This is a genomic window from Variovorax sp. GW458-11-26-14-LB1, assembly GCF_059423965.1.
Genome location: NZ_JBWKYW010000042.1, coordinates 1 through 15,083, shown reverse-complemented (window position 1 = coordinate 15,083; position 15,083 = coordinate 1). Strand labels below are relative to the sequence as shown.

Below are 15,083 nucleotides of genomic sequence, written 5' to 3'. Positions count from 1 at the left end.
TCAGCGCCGCTCGACCACCATCGGTGCGATGCGCAGGTTGTCGCGCAGCTGCGTGACGGCCTCGCCCGCCGCATTGCGCGACGGGAACGGCCCGGCCTGCAGGCGGTGCGTGCCGGCTTCGCTGAACACGCGCAGCTGCGGTGCCAGCGTGGGCAGGCCGCGTGCGGCCTGGCTTCTCAGGGTCTCGGCGCCGTCGCGTTCGCGGAACGCGCCGAGCTGCACCCAGAAACCGGCGGCAGCGGAAGAGGGCGGCGATGGCGCCGATGACGTTGCCGGCGCGGCGAGCGGGGCCAGCGGCGCAAGGTCGGTCACCACCATTGCTTCACGCGGCCCGGCCGGTGCTTCGGGTTCCGACGGTGCCGCGGCCATCACCGGCGTCTGCGGTGCCACGGGCATCGTCGCGGCGGGGGCTGCAGCGGCGGTCATCGCGACCGGCGCCACCCAGGCCGAAGGCACGGCCACCGGCGCGGCCGCCACCCGGACGGGGGCTGGCGCAGGTGCCGCGGCATAGGCCGTGCCCGCATCGCGGCGCCAGGCGCCAGTGCGGATGTCGTCGTTGGTGATGCGCTCGATCTCCACCGGCGCCACGCCGCGCAGCAGGTCGAGCTTCAGCGCCGCCGTGTAGCTCAGGTCGATCACGCGGCCGTCCACGAAGGGGCCGCGGTCGTTCACGCGCACGATCACCTCGCGCCCGTTGGCCGGATTGCGCACGCGCACATAGCTCGGCAGCGGCAGCGTCTTGTGCGCGGCCGTCATGGCGTACATGTCGTAGGGCTCGCCGCTCGCGGTCGAGGCCGCATGGAACTTGCGCCCGTACCACGAGGCGATGCCCGATTCGCGGAACGGCCGGTCGTCGGTGATCGGCACGTAGCCGCGGCCCAGCACCGTGTACGGCTTGCTGGTGCCGCCGCTGCTGCGGATCGCTTCGATGCGAGGCTCGGCGTCGGGCACGCGGTCGAGGTCGGACGGGATGTTGGTGCCGGGGCCGTCGCGGCCACTGGCGACGCCGCCGCCACTGCTGCGCGGTCCGCTGGCGCAGCCGGCCAGCACGAGCGCGGCGGCCAGGGCGCAGGCCGTCAGCGCGCGGGAGGCGAGGGCGCCGTCAGCCAAAGACCGCCTTCCACAAGGCCAGCATGGCGTCGCGTTCGGCGCTCAGGGCGGGCGGCGTGACCTGCGTGGGCTCTTCGTTCAGGCGCGCGGTGTGCTGCACGCGGCGCAGCTCGCGGTAGGCGGTGGCGGCGTTGCGGCCCACGCCTTCGGGCAGCAGCCCGGCCTGTTCGGCACGCAGCAGCAGCGCGATGTTGCCCAGGTTGGGAATCAGCTCGGGGTGTGCGCCCGAGGCCGACAGCACCAGGAACTGCACCGCGAACTCGGCATCCACCATGCCGCCGGGGCTGTGCTTCACGTCGAAGCGGTCGGCCTTCACGGGGCGGGCGCCGCGCAGCTTGTTGCGCATGCCGATGATCTCGGCCTTCAGCGCCTCGCGGTCGCGCGGGGCCACCAGCACGGCTTCGCGCACCTGGTCGAAGCGCGCACCCAGTTCGGCACCGTGGTCGGCGCTGCCCAGCACGAAGCGCGCGCGCGTCATGGCCTGGTGCTCCCAGGTCCATGCGGTGTTGCTGCCGCGACCGAGCTGGTATTTTTCGTAGGCCTCGAAGCTGGTGGTGAGCAGGCCCGAGTTGCCGTTGGGGCGCAGCGCGGTGTCGATCTCGAACAGGTCGCCCTCGCGCGTCTTCACCGTGAGCCAGTTGATGAGCTTGCGCACGTAGGCCGCATAGACCTCGCCGGCGCGCTCGTCGTCATCGTCGTAGACGAACACGATGTCCAGGTCGCTGCCGTAGCCCAGCTCTTTGCCGCCCAGCTTGCCGTAGCCGATGATCGCGAACTGCGGCACCTCGCGGTGCCGGTTGCGCACGTGCGGCCAGCACCAGCGCGCGGTCACGCGCAGCGTGGTGTCGGCCAGCGCGCTCAGGTCGTCGGCCACCTGCTCGACGGTGATGCGGCCGTCCACGTCGCGTGCCAGCGTGCGGAACACCTCGGCGTGGTGGGCGTGGCGCAGCAGGTTCAAGAGGCGCTCTTCGTCGGCCTCGCCGGTGCGGGTGAGCGAGGTGTGGCGCGCTTCGAGCTCGCGTTCGAATTCGTCGGCGATGAAGCGGCCCGAGAGCATCTCGTCGCTCGCGAGTTCGTCGATCACGCCGGGGTGCTGCATGAGGTAGCGCGCGGGCCATTTCGCGGCGCCCAGCAGGCGCAGCAGGCGCTCCTGCACGGCAGGCCGTTCGACCAGCAGCGCCAGGTAGCTCTCGCGGCGCATCAGCGGTTCGATCCAGTCGGCCCAGCGCATCGCGGCGTCGACGTGGCGCGGCGTCTGTCCCGCGCCCTCGCCGTCGGGCTCCTTCAGCCACTGGCCGGTGCGTTGCACCAGCTGGCGCAGGCGGCCCCGGGTTTCCTCGCGCAGGGCGAGCACGCGCGGCGTTTCGCACCAGTCGCGGATGCGCTCGGCGAACACGGGCGGCAGGTCGTCGAGCAGGTCGGCCAGGTCGGCGGGCGCGGCGGCCTTCTTGCCGTTGCACTTGCCGTTGCAGGGCTTCTCGCCGCCCAGCAGCTTGTCGAACTCCTGGGCCACGAACTCGCGGTGCGTGTCGAGCTGTTCGAGGAAGGGGCAGCAGTCGGCATAACCCATCGACTGCGCGATCCAGCGCAGGTCGTCGTCGTTGACCGGCAGCACGTGCGTCTGCTGGTCGTCCAGGTACTGGATGCGGTGCTCCACGCGGCGCAGGAACTCGTAGGCCGCGGCCAGCGTGTCGGCCGTGTCCTGCGGCATGAGGTTGGCGCGCGCCAGCCGCTGCAGCGCGTCGAGCGTGGGGCGCGTGCGCAGCTCGGGGAACTGGCCGCCGCGCACCACCTGCAGCAGCTGCACGGTGAATTCGATTTCGCGGATGCCGCCGCGCGAGAGCTTCACGTCGTTGGCGCGCTCGGGGCGCCCGGCGCTGCGGCGCGCCGACTGTTCGCGGATCTGGCGGTGCAGGATGCGCAGCGAGTCGAACACGCTGTAGTCGAGATAACGGCGGAACACGAAGGGCAGCACCACGTTGCGCAGCGCCTGGGCCTGGCCGCCGAGCACCACGGCGCGCGGAGCGACCACGCGGCTCTTCATCCAGGCAAAGCGCTCCCATTCGCGGCCCTGCACCTGGAAATACTCTTCGAGCGCGTCGAGCGAGACCACGCTCGGCCCCGAGTTGCCGTTGGGCCGCAGCGCCAGGTCGACGCGGAACACGAAGCCGTGCTCGGTCACGTCGCCCACCAGCGCATAGATGCGCTTCACGGCCCGCGCGAAGTACTCCTGGTTGGACAGCTTGCCGCGCCCGTCGGCATCGCCGGCCGTGTCGCCGTCCACGTCGTACAGGTAGATGAGGTCGATGTCGCTGGACACATTGAGCTCGCGCGCGCCGAGCTTGCCCATGCCGATCACCCACAGCTGCGAGCGCTGGCCTTCGGGGCCGAGCGGCGCGCCGTGCTGGGCGTCGAGTTCATGGCAGGCGTCCTGGCAGGCGATGTCCAGGGCCAGTTCGGCCAGCTCGGTCACGGCGGTGGTCACCACCGCGAGCGGGGCCTGCTGGTCGCAGTCGAGTGTGACCAGACGTTCCATCGTGAGCTGGCGCACGATGCGCAATGCATCGCCCACGGCCACGCCGCGTGCGCGCAGGGCGTCGTAGGCGACGGTCATCGATTCGCGCCGGGGCTCGCCGGGCGGCAGCAATTCAAGCTCGGCCGCATAGCGGCGGCGCAGCCGCTGGACGAATCGGGAACTGGAAGAAAACGCGGAAGGCGTCGGATTGGATGGCAACTGATTCACACTGGTGTGGGTTGGCGCGGAACCCGGCTCAAGGCTGGCGGTCATAATTCCCGACACAGCGCGATCCTCAATGAACGACACGGCGTCTTCCCCTTCACGTCTGCTCCAAATCACCGCTGTGACAGCGCGCTGGCTATTGGGTCTGCTCTTCGCTGCGTGGCTTCTGCTGGCACTGTCAGTCGTGGTCCTGCACGCGTGGATTGTGCCGCGAATCGGCGATTTTCGCGGTGCACTCGAGGCGCAGGCTAGCAAGGCCATCGGTGTCCCGGTGCGCATCGGCGCCATCACCGCCCGTTCCGAAGGGCTATTTCCGGCCTTCGAATTGCGCGACGTGGTGCTGCAGGACGCAGACCAGCGCGAGGCCCTTCGCCTCGTGCGGGTGGTGGCGAGCGTGTCGCCGCGCTCGCTGTGGCGCCTGAATTTCGAGCAGCTCTATATCGAGGGCCCGCAGCTCGACGTGCGCCGCGACACTCAGGGAAAACTCCATGTGGCTGGATTGCACATGGAGACCGACACGACCGGAGAAACCCGCGCCGCCGACTGGTTTTTCGCGCAGCGCGAGTTCGTCATCGAAGGCGGCACCGTGCGCTGGACCGACGAGCAGCGCCGCGCCGAGCCGCTGCTGCTGACCGACGTGCGCTTCGTGTCCCGCAACGGCGCGCGCCGCCACGGCCTGCGGCTGGACGCCACGCCGCCGGCCGGCTGGGGCGAGCGCTTCACGCTGCGCGGCCAGTTCCGCCAGCCGCTGCTGTCGATCCGCAGCGGCCACTGGCAGACCTGGGACGGCCAGCTCTATGCCGACCTGCCCTACATCGACGTCACGCGCCTGGGCCAGTACGTTTCGCTCGACGCGCGCATCCGCGAAGGCAACGGCGCGCTGCGCCTGTGGGCCGACGTGGACGACGGGCGCATCGTCGGCGGCGCCGCCGACCTGGGCCTGAACCGCATCGACGCCTCGCTCGGCAAGGGGCTGCAGCCGCTGGTGCTGCGCGCCGTCACCGGCCGGCTGGCGGGGCAGATGAACGCGGACACCTTCGAGTTCTCGACCACCGCCTTGCAGTTCGACACCGTCGACGGCCTGCGCTGGCCGGGCGGCAACCTGTGGCTGCAGCACACGCCCGCCAAGGGCCGCACGCCCGAGCACGGCGCGCTGAAGGCCGACCGGCTTGACCTCGCCGCGCTGGCGCTCATCGCCGACCGGCTGCCGCTGGGCGAGGCCACGCACCGCGTGCTGGGCGCCTACGCGCCGCGCGGCCTGGTCGAGCGCATCGACATGAACTGGCAGGGCGCGCCCGACGCGATCGCGCGCTACCAGGCCAAGGGCCGGGTCAGCGGCTTGCGCGTGGCCTCGCAGCCTGCGCCTGCAGCCACCGCCCAAAGCACCCCGGCACCGGCCGGCGCCCCCGCCGCGCCGCCGCGCGTGCACCCCGGCACCCCCGGCCTGAGCGGCGCCACGCTCGACTTCGACGCCAGCCACACCGGCGGCACCGCCACGCTGGCCATGGCCAAGGGCACGCTCGAATTCCCCGGCGTGTTCGAAGACCCGGTGATCCCCATCGACCGGCTCTCGACCCAGCTGCAGTGGAAGCTCGACAACGGCGCCATGCAGGTGCAGGTGTCGAAGCTGCGCTTCGCCAACGCCGACGCCGAGGGCGAGGCCGAGGCCCACTGGCGCACCAGCGACCCGGCTACCTCGAGCAGCCGTGCGCAGCACCCCGGCGTGCTCGACCTGCAGGGCAAGCTCACGCGCGCCGACGGCACCCGCGTGTTCCGCTACCTGCCGCTCGACATTCCGCAGCACACGCGCGACTACGTGCGCGAGTCGGTCGTCAAGGGCACCGCCAGCACCGTCGATTTCCGCGTGCGCGGCGACCTGCACGACATGCCCTTCATGGACCCGAAGCAGGGCGAGTTCCGCATCGCGGCCAAGGTGTCGGACGTGCACTACGCCTACGTGCCGCCCTCGCTCGCGGCCGCCACCGCCGCGCCCGCGACCCCGGCGTCGCGCACCGGCCCGCCCGCCGCGCCGCCGCCCGTGTGGCCGGCGCTCACGGGCGTGTCGGGCGAGCTGGTGTTCGAGCGCGCGGGCATGCTGGTGCGCAACGCGCGCGGGCGCATTGCCGGCGCGCCCGGCGTCGAGGTCACGAAGGCCGAGGCGCAGATCGCCGACATGTCGCACCACGCCGCGCTGCTGCGCGTCGAGGCGCAGGCCAAGGGCCCGCTGGGCGAGGTGCTGCGCGCCGGTGCGCCGCTGGCCGGCGAGGCCGGGCCCTTCCTGCAGCGCGCGCGTGCCACCGGCTCGGCCGACTACAAGCTGCGCCTCGACTTGCCACTGGAAAACGTCGACAACACCAAGGTGCAGGCCACCGTGACGCTGGCCGACAACGAGCTGCAGGTGGTGCCCGAGGCGCCGCCGTTCACGCAGGCGCGCGGCACGCTCAGCTTCACCGACACCGGCTTCTCGCTGGCCGGCGTGCAGGCCCGCCTGCTGGGCGGCGAGGTTCGCGTCGAAGGCAAGGGCCGCTTCAGCGGGCCGCAGCGCGAACTGGCGCTGAAGGCGCAGGGCACGGCCAGTGCCGAAGGCCTGCGCGGCGCGCGCGAGGTCGACTGGCTCGCCCGCCTGGCCAAGCACGCCACCGGCAGCGCGCCCTACGCCGCCACCTTCTCGATGCGCGACGACACGCCCGAGTTCTCGCTCACCAGCAGCCTGCAGGGGCTGGCGCTGCAGCTGCCCACGCCGCTGGTCAAGACGGCCGAGGAGCTGATGCCGCTGCGCATCGAGAAGAAGGTGCTGGCGCGCGACGCCCGCCGCGCCACGCAGGACCAGCTGACGCTCGAGCTCGGCCGCGTCGGCTCGGTGCAGTACGTGCGCGAACTGTCGGCCAACGGCCAGGCGCACGTGCTGCGCGGCGGCATCGGCATCGGGCTGGCGCCCGGCGAGACGGCGCTGCCGCCCGACCGCGGCGTGTTCGCCAACGTCAACGTCGCCAAGCTCGACATGGGCGCCTGGCAGACGCTGGTGGGCACCGCCGCGGTGGTCGGCGGCGGCGAGCGCGCCGACGATCCCGACCTGGCCTACCTGCCCACGCGCATCGCGGTGCGCGCGCAGCAGCTGGGCATCGCGGGGCGCACCCTGCACAACGTGGTGCTCGGCGGCACGCGCGAAGGCGCGCTGTGGCGCGCCAACGTCGACGCCTCCGAACTCAGCGGCTACGCCGAGTACAGCCACAGCCAGGCCGGCCGGCTCTATGCGCGGCTCGCGCGGCTGAAGATCGCGCCGGCCGAGGCCACGCAGGTCGAGACCCTGCTCGACGAGCAACCCGGCACCCTGCCGGCGCTGGACATCGTGGTCGACGACTTCGAGCTGCTCGGCAAGCGCCTGGGCCGCGCCGAGATCGACGCCGTCAACCGCGGCGGGCGCGAATGGCTGCTCAACAAGCTCGCCTTCAGCGTGCCCGAGGCCACCTTCACCGCCAAGGGCACCTGGGCCGCGCCGGCGGGCGGAGGCGCAAGCGCCGGCCAGCGCCGCACCACGGCCATGAACTTCAAGCTCGACATCGCCGACGCCGGCGACCTGCTCACGCGCTTCGGCATGCCAGGCGTCTTGCGCCGCGGCAAGGGGCGGCTCGAGGGCGAGGTGAACTGGCGCGGCTCGCCGTTCTCGCTCGACTACCCCAGCCTGGGCGGCCAGCTGCAGGTCGACGTGGAGCAGGGCCAGTTCCTCAAGGCCGACCCGGGCCTGGCCAAGCTGCTGGGCGTGCTGAGCCTGCAGGCGCTGCCGCGCCGGCTCACGCTCGATTTCCGCGACGTGTTCAGCCAGGGCTTCGCCTTCGACTTCATCCGCGGCGACGCGAAGATCAACAAGGGCATCGCCAGCACCAACAACCTGCAGATGAAGGGCGTGAACGCCGCCGCGCTCATGGACGGCTCGGCCGACATCGTGCGCGAGACGCAGAACCTGCGCGTGGTGGTGGTGCCCGAGATCAACGCCGGCACGGCCGCGCTGGTGGCCACAGCCATCAACCCGGCCATCGGCCTGGGCACCTTCCTCGCGCAGTGGGTGCTGAGCAAGCCGCTCGCGGCGGCCGCCACGCAGGAGTTCCACGTCGAAGGCACCTGGGCCGACCCCAAGATCGCCAAGGTGCCGCGCTCGCTGCAGCTGCTGCCCGGCCTGCCGGGCGGATCGACATCGACGGGCGCCAGCGAAGGCAAGAAAACGGAGACCACGCAATGAAAGTCGCAGCCATCCAGATGGTGTCCGCCATCGCCCGCGAAGCCAACCTCGTGCGCGCCCATGCGCTGCTCGGGCAGGCGGCGCGCGACGGCGCCGAGCTCGCGGTGCTGCCCGAGTATTTCTGCATGATGGGCGCGCGCGACACCGACAAGCTCGGCCTGCGCGAAACCGCCGGCGCCGGCACGGTGCAGGGCTTCCTGGCCGACGCGGCGCGCGAGTTCGGCCTGTGGATCGTGGGCGGCACGCTGCCCATCGAGAGCGACGACGCCGACCACGTCTTCAACAGCTCGCTGGCCTTCTCGCCCGAAGGCAAGTGCGTGGCGCGCTACGACAAGATCCACCTGTTCTTCTTCGACAACGGCACCGAGCACTACGACGAGCGCCGCGTCATCGCACCCGGCGCGCAGCCCGTGGTGTTCGACCTGCCGTCGCGCGACGGCCACGCCTGGCGCGTGGGCATGAGCGTCTGCTACGACCTGCGCTTTCCCGAGCTGTACCGCGCGCTGGCAGGGCAGGGCGCCGACCTGCTGCTGGTGCCCAGCGCCTTCACGCGCACGACCGGCGCCGCGCATTGGGAGGTGCTGCTGCGCGCGCGCGCCATCGAGAACCTGGCCTGGGTGGTCGCACCCGCGCAGGGCGGCACGCACGAGAACGGCCGCCAGACCTGGGGCCAGTCGCTGGTCATCGACCCCTGGGGCACGGTGGTGGCGCAGCAGGCCGCCGAAGAGGGCGTGGTGCTGTTCGACCTCGACGCCCGGCAGGTCGAGCGCACGCGCGCCCAGCTGCCCGCGCTGTCGCACCGCGTGCTCGCCTGACGATGGCCGACGAGGCGCTCGACGTTCCTGCACCGCCGCCGCCGCAACAGCAGCCGCAGCGCCGGGGATGGGGCGTCGCCTTCGCGCGCCTGCGCTCGCTGTGGAAGCGCTGGTTTCTGTGGCTGCTGCTGGCGGTGCTGGTGTCGGCGCTGCTGGTCACCGTCGTGTGGCTGGCCGGCCGGCACGAGGTCGAGCAGGTGCAGGCCGCGCTGGAGCGCGACACCGCCGACGCCGTCGTCGACCTGCGCAGCGGCCTGCAGCGCAACGCCCAGAGCCTGCGCGCCACGCTCGCGCCGGGCATGGAGCGCACGCACTGGGCCGACCGCGCGGCGGCGCAGCTGCGCGAGCACCGCGAATGGCTGCGGCTCGAGTGGCGCGATGCGCAGCTGCAACCCATCGAAGCCGTGAACACGCCCTACCGCACGCGCATCCTCGAGGAGAGCAACCGCGGCCCCGCGCAGGCCGACGTGGCGCAGGCCTGCGCCACCGCGCGCAAGGCCGGTGCGCCCGCCTACTCGCCCAGCCACTACGTGCCCGTGGCCGGCGGCGGTGGCGTCGAGGTGATGGAGCTGTGCCTGCCGATGGACGCCGGCGACTACCTGGTGGCCAGCTATTCGCTGCGCGACACGCTGGTCGAGCTGGTCGGCCCCACGCTCACGCGCGGCCAGGAGGTCGCCTTCACCGAGGCCGACGGCACGCGGCTGGTGGCACTGGGCACCTCGCGGCGCATCGGCACGCGCGTGTTCACCTCGCAGCAGCGCATCGACCTGCCGGGCGCCTCGCTCATGCTGCGCGTGGACGGCTGGCGCGCCGCGCCCGACCTGTTCCCGAACATGCTCACGGCGCTGGTCACGGCGATCTCGATCGCGCTCGTGTCGGTGCTCGTCCTGCTGGCGCGCGACACCCGCCGCCGCCTGCGCGCCGAGCGCGACCTGGCCGACGCGCTGGCCTTTCGCAAGGCGATGGAAGACTCGGTCATCACCGGCCTGCGCGCGCGCGACCTGCAGGGGCGCATCACCTACGTCAACCCGGCCTTCTGCGAGATGGTCGGCTTCACGCCCGAAGAGCTCATGGCCGACAGCGTCGAGGCGCCCTACTGGCCGACCGAGCTGGCGCACGAGTACCACCTGCGCCAGACGCGCCGCTTCGCGGGCGGCCTGCCGCCGCGCGAGGGCTTCGAGTCGGTCTTCATGCGCAAGGACGGCACGCGCTTTCCGGTGCTCATCTTCGAGGCGCCGCTGATCAACGCGCACAAGGTGCAGACCGGCTGGATGAGCGCCTTCATCGACGTGAGCGAGCAGCGCCGCGTCGAGGAACTCTCGCGCGCCAGCCAGGAGCGCCTGCAGGCCAGCGCGCGCCTGGCCACCGTGGGCGAGATGGCCTCGCTGCTGAGCCACGAGCTCACGCAGCCGCTGGCCGCCATCGCCAGCTACGCCACCGGCTCGCTCAACCTGATCGGGCCCGAGGCGCGCGGCGAGCAGGCCGAGGTGGCCATGGCCGTGAAGCGCATCGCCGAGCAGGCCGACCGCGCCGGCCAGGTGATCCGCAGCGTGCACGACTTCGTGCGCCGGCGCGACCGCATGCGCGAGGCCGTGGCGCCGCAGGCGCTGATCGACGCCGTGCTGCCGCTGGTGCGGCTGCAGGCGCGCAAGCTCGACGTGACGATCGAGATCGTGTGCGAAGAGCGCCTGCCCGCCGTGGTGTGCGACCGCACGCTGGTCGAGCAGGTGCTGCTGAACCTGGCGCGCAACGCCATGCAGGCCATGGACGGCGCCGACCACGCGCCCGGCAGCCGCGTGCTGCGCCTGCGCGTGGCGCGCGCCCTGCCGGTGGGCGCCACCGTGCCGGCCGACGGCCGGCGCTGGCTCGAGTTCTCCGTGGCCGACCTGGGCTGCGGCATCAGCGAGGAGGTGGCGGCGCGCCTGTTCACGCCCTTCTTCACCACGCGCCCCGACGGCATGGGCCTGGGCCTGAGCCTGTGCCGCACCGTGGTGGAGCAGCATGGCGGCGCGCTGATGTTCGAGCCCAACCGCCCCCGGGGCACCGTCTTCAGGTTTACGCTCCCGGCTGCGGGATAGCCGCCTTTTTCTTCTTCTTCTTCTTCGTTTTCTCTGTTCCGCTGGACCTCATGGCATGCAACCGCTGATCGATGGCTTGATCTTTATCGTGGACGACGACGCCAGCGTGCGCGAGGCGCTGGCCTGGCTGCTGCGTTCGCGCCGCCTGGCCAGCGAGCACTTCGGCAGCGCCGAGGCCTTCGAGCAGTACCTGGACGAGGCGCCGCTGCCCGACCAGCCGCGCTGCCTGCTGCTGGACGTGCGCATGCCCGGCATGAGCGGGCTGGTGCTGTTCGACCGGCTGGCCGAACGCGGCCTGCTGGCCGAGATGCCGGTGATCTTCCTGACCGGCCATGCCGACGTGCCCACCGCCGTCGAGGCGGTCAAGCGCGGCGCCTTCGACTTCTGCGAGAAGCCGTTCTCGGACAACGCGCTGGTCGACCGCATCGAGCAGGCGCTGGGCATGTCGCAGCGCGCGCTCGAGGTGCAGCGCGTGCGCCGCGGCCTGGCCGACCGTATCGCCGAGCTGACCGACCGCGAGCGCGACGTGATGCGCCTCGTGGTCGAGGGCCTGCCGAACAAGCTCATCGCCGACCAGCTCGCGATCAGCGTGCGCACGGTGGAGGTCCACCGGGCGCGCGTGTTCGAGAAGATGGAAGTGAAGTCGGCGGTGGAGCTGGCCAACCGCCTGCGCGACCTCTAGCCCGCAGGCCGGGCCTCAGCTGTGCACGTGCTGCGCCGCGCCGTCGCGCGTGGCCATCTCCAGCATGCTGCGGCCGTCGACGATACCGACGACGTTGCCGTCCTCGCCCAGCCCGGCAATGGCGCCCTCGAACACGCAGAACAGCACGCAGCCGCCGTCGGAGCGCGGCTGGTGGATGTCGCCGGCGGGCTCGTGCATGTAGTCGCCCGGGCGGCCGATGTCGTTGCGCTCGTAGTAGATGTCGCCCTCGAGCACGATCACCTCGATGGCGCCCAGGTGGTGGTGCACCGGCGCCTCGGTGCCGGGATCGACCTTCAGCAGGCAGGTGAAGCCGCCGCTGCGCCGGTTGATGCTCAGCAGCTTGTAGGCCACGCCGGGCATGACCCACGGCTTCCATGGATAGTTGTCGAGCTTCTGGAAATGCGGGTACGGCAGCGTGATGCGCGCGTGGGCGGCGCTGGCCGGCGGCGTGGCTTTCAGGGCGGTCAGGGTCATGGTGTCTCCGTGGGTGATGCGGCCGGGATCGGCCTGCCAAGCCAGTCTAGGAGCGGCTTCTCACGCCATGGCCTGTTGGCCCGAACGAAGCACGGGATGTCGAAAGCGGCGCGCTTTTGCGCAAGTCGCTGCGCGGTTCAGCGCATGCGGCGGTAGGCGCCTGGCGCCACGCCGACGAACGCACGGAAGCGCGTCGAGAAGTACGCGGGGCTGCCGAAGCCCATGCGCGCGGCCACGGCCTCGACGGGCAGGTCGCTGGTGCGCAGCAGTTCGGCGGCGCCTTCGAGGCGGCGGCGCAGCAGGTACTGGTAGGGCGCCATGCCGCTGGCCGCCTTGAAGCTGCGGATGAAGTGGTCCTGCGACAGGTGCACCAGCCCCGCCAGGTCGGCCAGGCCCAGCGGCGTGGCCAGGTGCGCGTCGATGTGCTCGGTCACGCGGCGCAGCTGCCGCGGCGTCAGGACCGGCTGCCGGCGCGCGCCCTCCGTGCGCGGTAGCGCACCGCGCCCCGGTGCGCAGTGGCGCCGCACGAGGTGATGGGCCAGCAGGTGCTGGCTCTGCGAGAGCAGCAGCGAATCGGGGCTCGCGGGCACGCCGCCGTACAGCTCCACCTCGCTCACCAGCATCTGGAAGAAGCCTTGCAGCCACGGGTCGCGGATCGCGAAGAAGGGGTCGATCTCCGCCGCCGGCCCGAGGCCTTCCTCGGCGGCGACACGGGCGATCAGCGCCTGCCCGATGTACAGGTGCACCACGCCGCAGCGCCCGCCGATTTCCCATTCGGTGCCGTCGCAGGGGATGAAGCTCACGCTGCCCAGCCGCGAGCGCGAGGCGACGAGCTTGCCGCGCTCGTACTTGCGCACCGCCGTGCTGCCGTTTTCGTGGAGCACCAGCACGTGATGCGCCGCGCCGTGGAAGGGCAGCCAGCACGCGTCCTGCTGCCAGCGGGCGGCGAACAGCTGGTCGCCGCCGGTCACGAGGTACTGCGGTTGCGCACCGGTGCCCGCGGCGATGATGTCCGGGGCAAAGCGGGATGCGACGCTCGATGGGGCCGGCGCGATGGCGTTCATCGGAGTTTCCTCTCGTGTCCGCCCGGCGCGCGGTGCGCGCGCCGCGTGCAGGCCGCGCGATGTTAGGGCCGGCGGTGCCGTGCCCTCATGCGGGATTTCCTGACGGTGCCGCGCGACGTGCGCGCAGCACCTGGGCTCAGATCTTCTCGGCGACGAAGATTTCGACGCGGCGGTTCTGCGCGCGGCCGGCGGCCGTGCCGTTGTCCGCCAGCGGCTCGCGCGAGCCGCGGCCGTCGGTGGTGATCACGGTGGTCGACACGCCGCGGCCCACCAGGTGGTTGCGCACGCTGTCGGCGCGGCTGACCGAGAGGCGCTCGTTGCCTTCCTCGCTGCCCGTGCTGTCGGTGTGGCCGACCACGCGCAGGCTGGCGGTGGTGGCGCTCTTCAGGCCTTCGGCGACCTTGTCCAGCACCTGCGCCAGGTTGCGCTTGACGTTGGCGCGGCCCGTGTCGAACGAGAGTTCATTCGGAATCACGACGTGAAGCTGGTTGTCGGCGGTCTGCGAGATCACCACGCCGGTGCCCTTGGTGGAGCTTTCGAGCTCGGCCTTCAGCGCGTCCAGTCGGGCGGTCCAGCTGTTGGCCGGTGCGGCCTGCTGTGCGGCCGGTGCTTCGGCCGGCGGGGTCGACGATGCGCACCCCGCGATGAACAACACAGCGGCCAGGGCCGCGCTAGACACAACAAACTTCCTCATGAATTTTCCCTCTGCTTGGACCAATGAAAACTGAAGCGGGAACCGGCCGTTCGATAGGGCGGCCGGTTTCCCGGTGGGGCGGCGATCAGCCGCGCGGTGCGCGCTCGCCCACGTAGATCTCGACGCGGCGGTTCTGTGCCCGGCCGGCGTCGCTGTTGTTGTCGGCCACCGGCTCATGCGAGCCACGGCCTTCGATGCGGAACGCCGCGGCGCTCACGCCGCGTGCCACCAGGTAGTCGCGCGTGCTGGCGGCGCGGTCCACCGACAGCGGGTTGTTGATGGCGTCGGAGCCGGTGCTGTCGGTGTGGCCGATGATGCGCACCTCGGCGTTCGGGTTGTTGCGCAGGCCGTTGGCGAACTGGTCGAGCACGGGCGCGAAGTTCGACTTGATGTTGGAGCGGCCCACGTCGAACGACACGTCGCTCGGAATGGCGAGCTTGAGCTCGTTGTTGGCGGTCTGCGTCACGGCCACGCCGGTGCCTTGGGTGGCGGCTTCCATCTGGCGCTTCTGGTTTTCCATGCGCTGCGACCACAGGTAGCCGCCGAGCGCGCCGGCCGCCGCACCGACCACCGCGCCCGTGCCGATGGCACCGCGGTTGCCGCCGGTCGCCGAGCCGATGGCGGCGCCGCCGAGCGCGCCGATGCCGGCACCGATGCCGGTGTTGCGCTGGGTGTCAGTCATTCCGCCGGCACAGCCGGACAAAACGAGGGCAGCTGCGGTGGTTGCAAGAACGAACTTTTTCATGGCGATCCCTTTCAAGGTTGAATCAAGCGGGCCACAGCTTAGCCCCCGGCGGGTATGCGATGGTACGTGCTCAAAGCCCTACGGAAAATAAGAAAACTTTCGCCATCGCCCGTGAATGCTGCGATGATTGCTACTAAAGTTGTAGCAATAGGGTGCTTGTCCGACAGTGGGCCGCGCCGTGTGGCTACACGAGCAATTCACACTTTGGGCGGCGAATCCTTGTCCTCACGCTCGGCGTCGGGGTCGTCATGCAATTCACCCTTGTTACGCCCGGAAAACATGGTCCACCAGATGATCAAGATCAGGACGAGTCCCGCGGCGAGGGCTTCAAGCAGAATCAAACCCATGAGAAATGGACTCCAGTGGCTGGTCGGGCTTGCGATCGTAGCAACGCTTGCCGGCTGTTCCCTCGGCCCCCGCGCC

General features: G+C 71.3%; 11 protein-coding genes. 4 read left to right on the top strand and 7 right to left on the bottom strand.

Going from position 1 to position 15,083, the window contains the following annotated elements; genetic code table 11:
* Together AC07YS_RS23510 and glnE are read right to left on the bottom strand one after the other, a co-directional pair.
* The gene (locus AC07YS_RS23510) at positions 1–1,110 is read right to left on the bottom strand and encodes a septal ring lytic transglycosylase RlpA family protein (protein ID WP_495269163.1); all 1,110 of its coding nucleotides are present in this window, start codon (positions 1,108–1,110) and stop codon (positions 1–3) included.
* Positions 1,103–3,898, bottom strand: coding sequence for a bifunctional [glutamate--ammonia ligase]-adenylyl-L-tyrosine phosphorylase/[glutamate--ammonia-ligase] adenylyltransferase (glnE, locus tag AC07YS_RS23505; RefSeq protein ID WP_307637702.1), 2,796 nt, complete (start codon positions 3,896–3,898; stop codon positions 1,103–1,105). The genes AC07YS_RS23510 and glnE overlap by 8 nt, the downstream gene beginning before the upstream one ends.
* Before the next feature lie 25 nt (positions 3,899–3,923).
* Here glnE and AC07YS_RS23500 point away from each other — a divergent pair, with 25 nt between their 5' ends.
* The 4 genes from AC07YS_RS23500 to AC07YS_RS23485 are packed head-to-tail and all read left to right on the top strand — an operon-like array spanning position 3,924 to position 11,662.
* Entirely contained in the window at positions 3,924–8,087 is a 4,164-nt protein-coding gene (locus tag AC07YS_RS23500) for a YhdP family protein (RefSeq protein WP_495269162.1), read from the top strand.
* Positions 8,084–8,902 (top strand): carbon-nitrogen hydrolase family protein, encoded by an 819-nt coding sequence (locus tag AC07YS_RS23495; protein WP_495269161.1) that lies wholly within the window; start codon positions 8,084–8,086, stop codon positions 8,900–8,902. Before AC07YS_RS23500 ends, AC07YS_RS23495 begins: the two co-directional genes overlap by 4 nt.
* Before the next feature lie 2 nt (positions 8,903–8,904).
* Positions 8,905–10,980 (top strand): sensor histidine kinase, encoded by a 2,076-nt coding sequence (locus AC07YS_RS23490; RefSeq protein WP_159279178.1) that lies wholly within the window; start codon positions 8,905–8,907, stop codon positions 10,978–10,980.
* A gap of 55 nt (positions 10,981–11,035) precedes the next feature.
* Positions 11,036–11,662, top strand: a complete 627-nt coding sequence (locus AC07YS_RS23485) for a response regulator transcription factor (RefSeq protein ID WP_062480799.1) — start codon at positions 11,036–11,038, stop codon at positions 11,660–11,662.
* 15 nt (positions 11,663–11,677) lie between these two features.
* On the opposite strand, the gene AC07YS_RS23480 is transcribed toward AC07YS_RS23485, so the two are convergent.
* From AC07YS_RS23480 to AC07YS_RS23460, 5 genes are all read right to left on the bottom strand, one after another.
* Entirely contained in the window at positions 11,678–12,157 is a 480-nt protein-coding gene (locus AC07YS_RS23480; protein WP_159279179.1) for a 2,4'-dihydroxyacetophenone dioxygenase family protein, read from the bottom strand.
* Positions 12,158–12,294: 137 nt separating this feature from the next.
* Positions 12,295–13,221 (bottom strand): helix-turn-helix domain-containing protein, encoded by a 927-nt coding sequence (locus AC07YS_RS23475; protein WP_495269160.1) that lies wholly within the window; start codon positions 13,219–13,221, stop codon positions 12,295–12,297.
* Between the two features lie 136 nt (positions 13,222–13,357).
* Positions 13,358–13,915, bottom strand: coding sequence for an OmpA family protein (locus tag AC07YS_RS23470; RefSeq protein WP_062480792.1), 558 nt, complete (start codon positions 13,913–13,915; stop codon positions 13,358–13,360).
* 85 nt (positions 13,916–14,000) lie between these two features.
* Positions 14,001–14,660: a YiaD family glycine zipper/OmpA-like lipoprotein gene (locus AC07YS_RS23465; RefSeq protein WP_056575284.1), complete on the bottom strand. Its 660-nt coding sequence runs from the start codon at positions 14,658–14,660 to the stop codon at positions 14,001–14,003.
* A 197-nt stretch (positions 14,661–14,857) separates the two neighbouring features.
* Positions 14,858–15,083, bottom strand: a 226-nt coding sequence (locus AC07YS_RS23460) for a hypothetical protein (RefSeq protein WP_495275732.1), incomplete at its 5' end; no start/stop codon positions are given.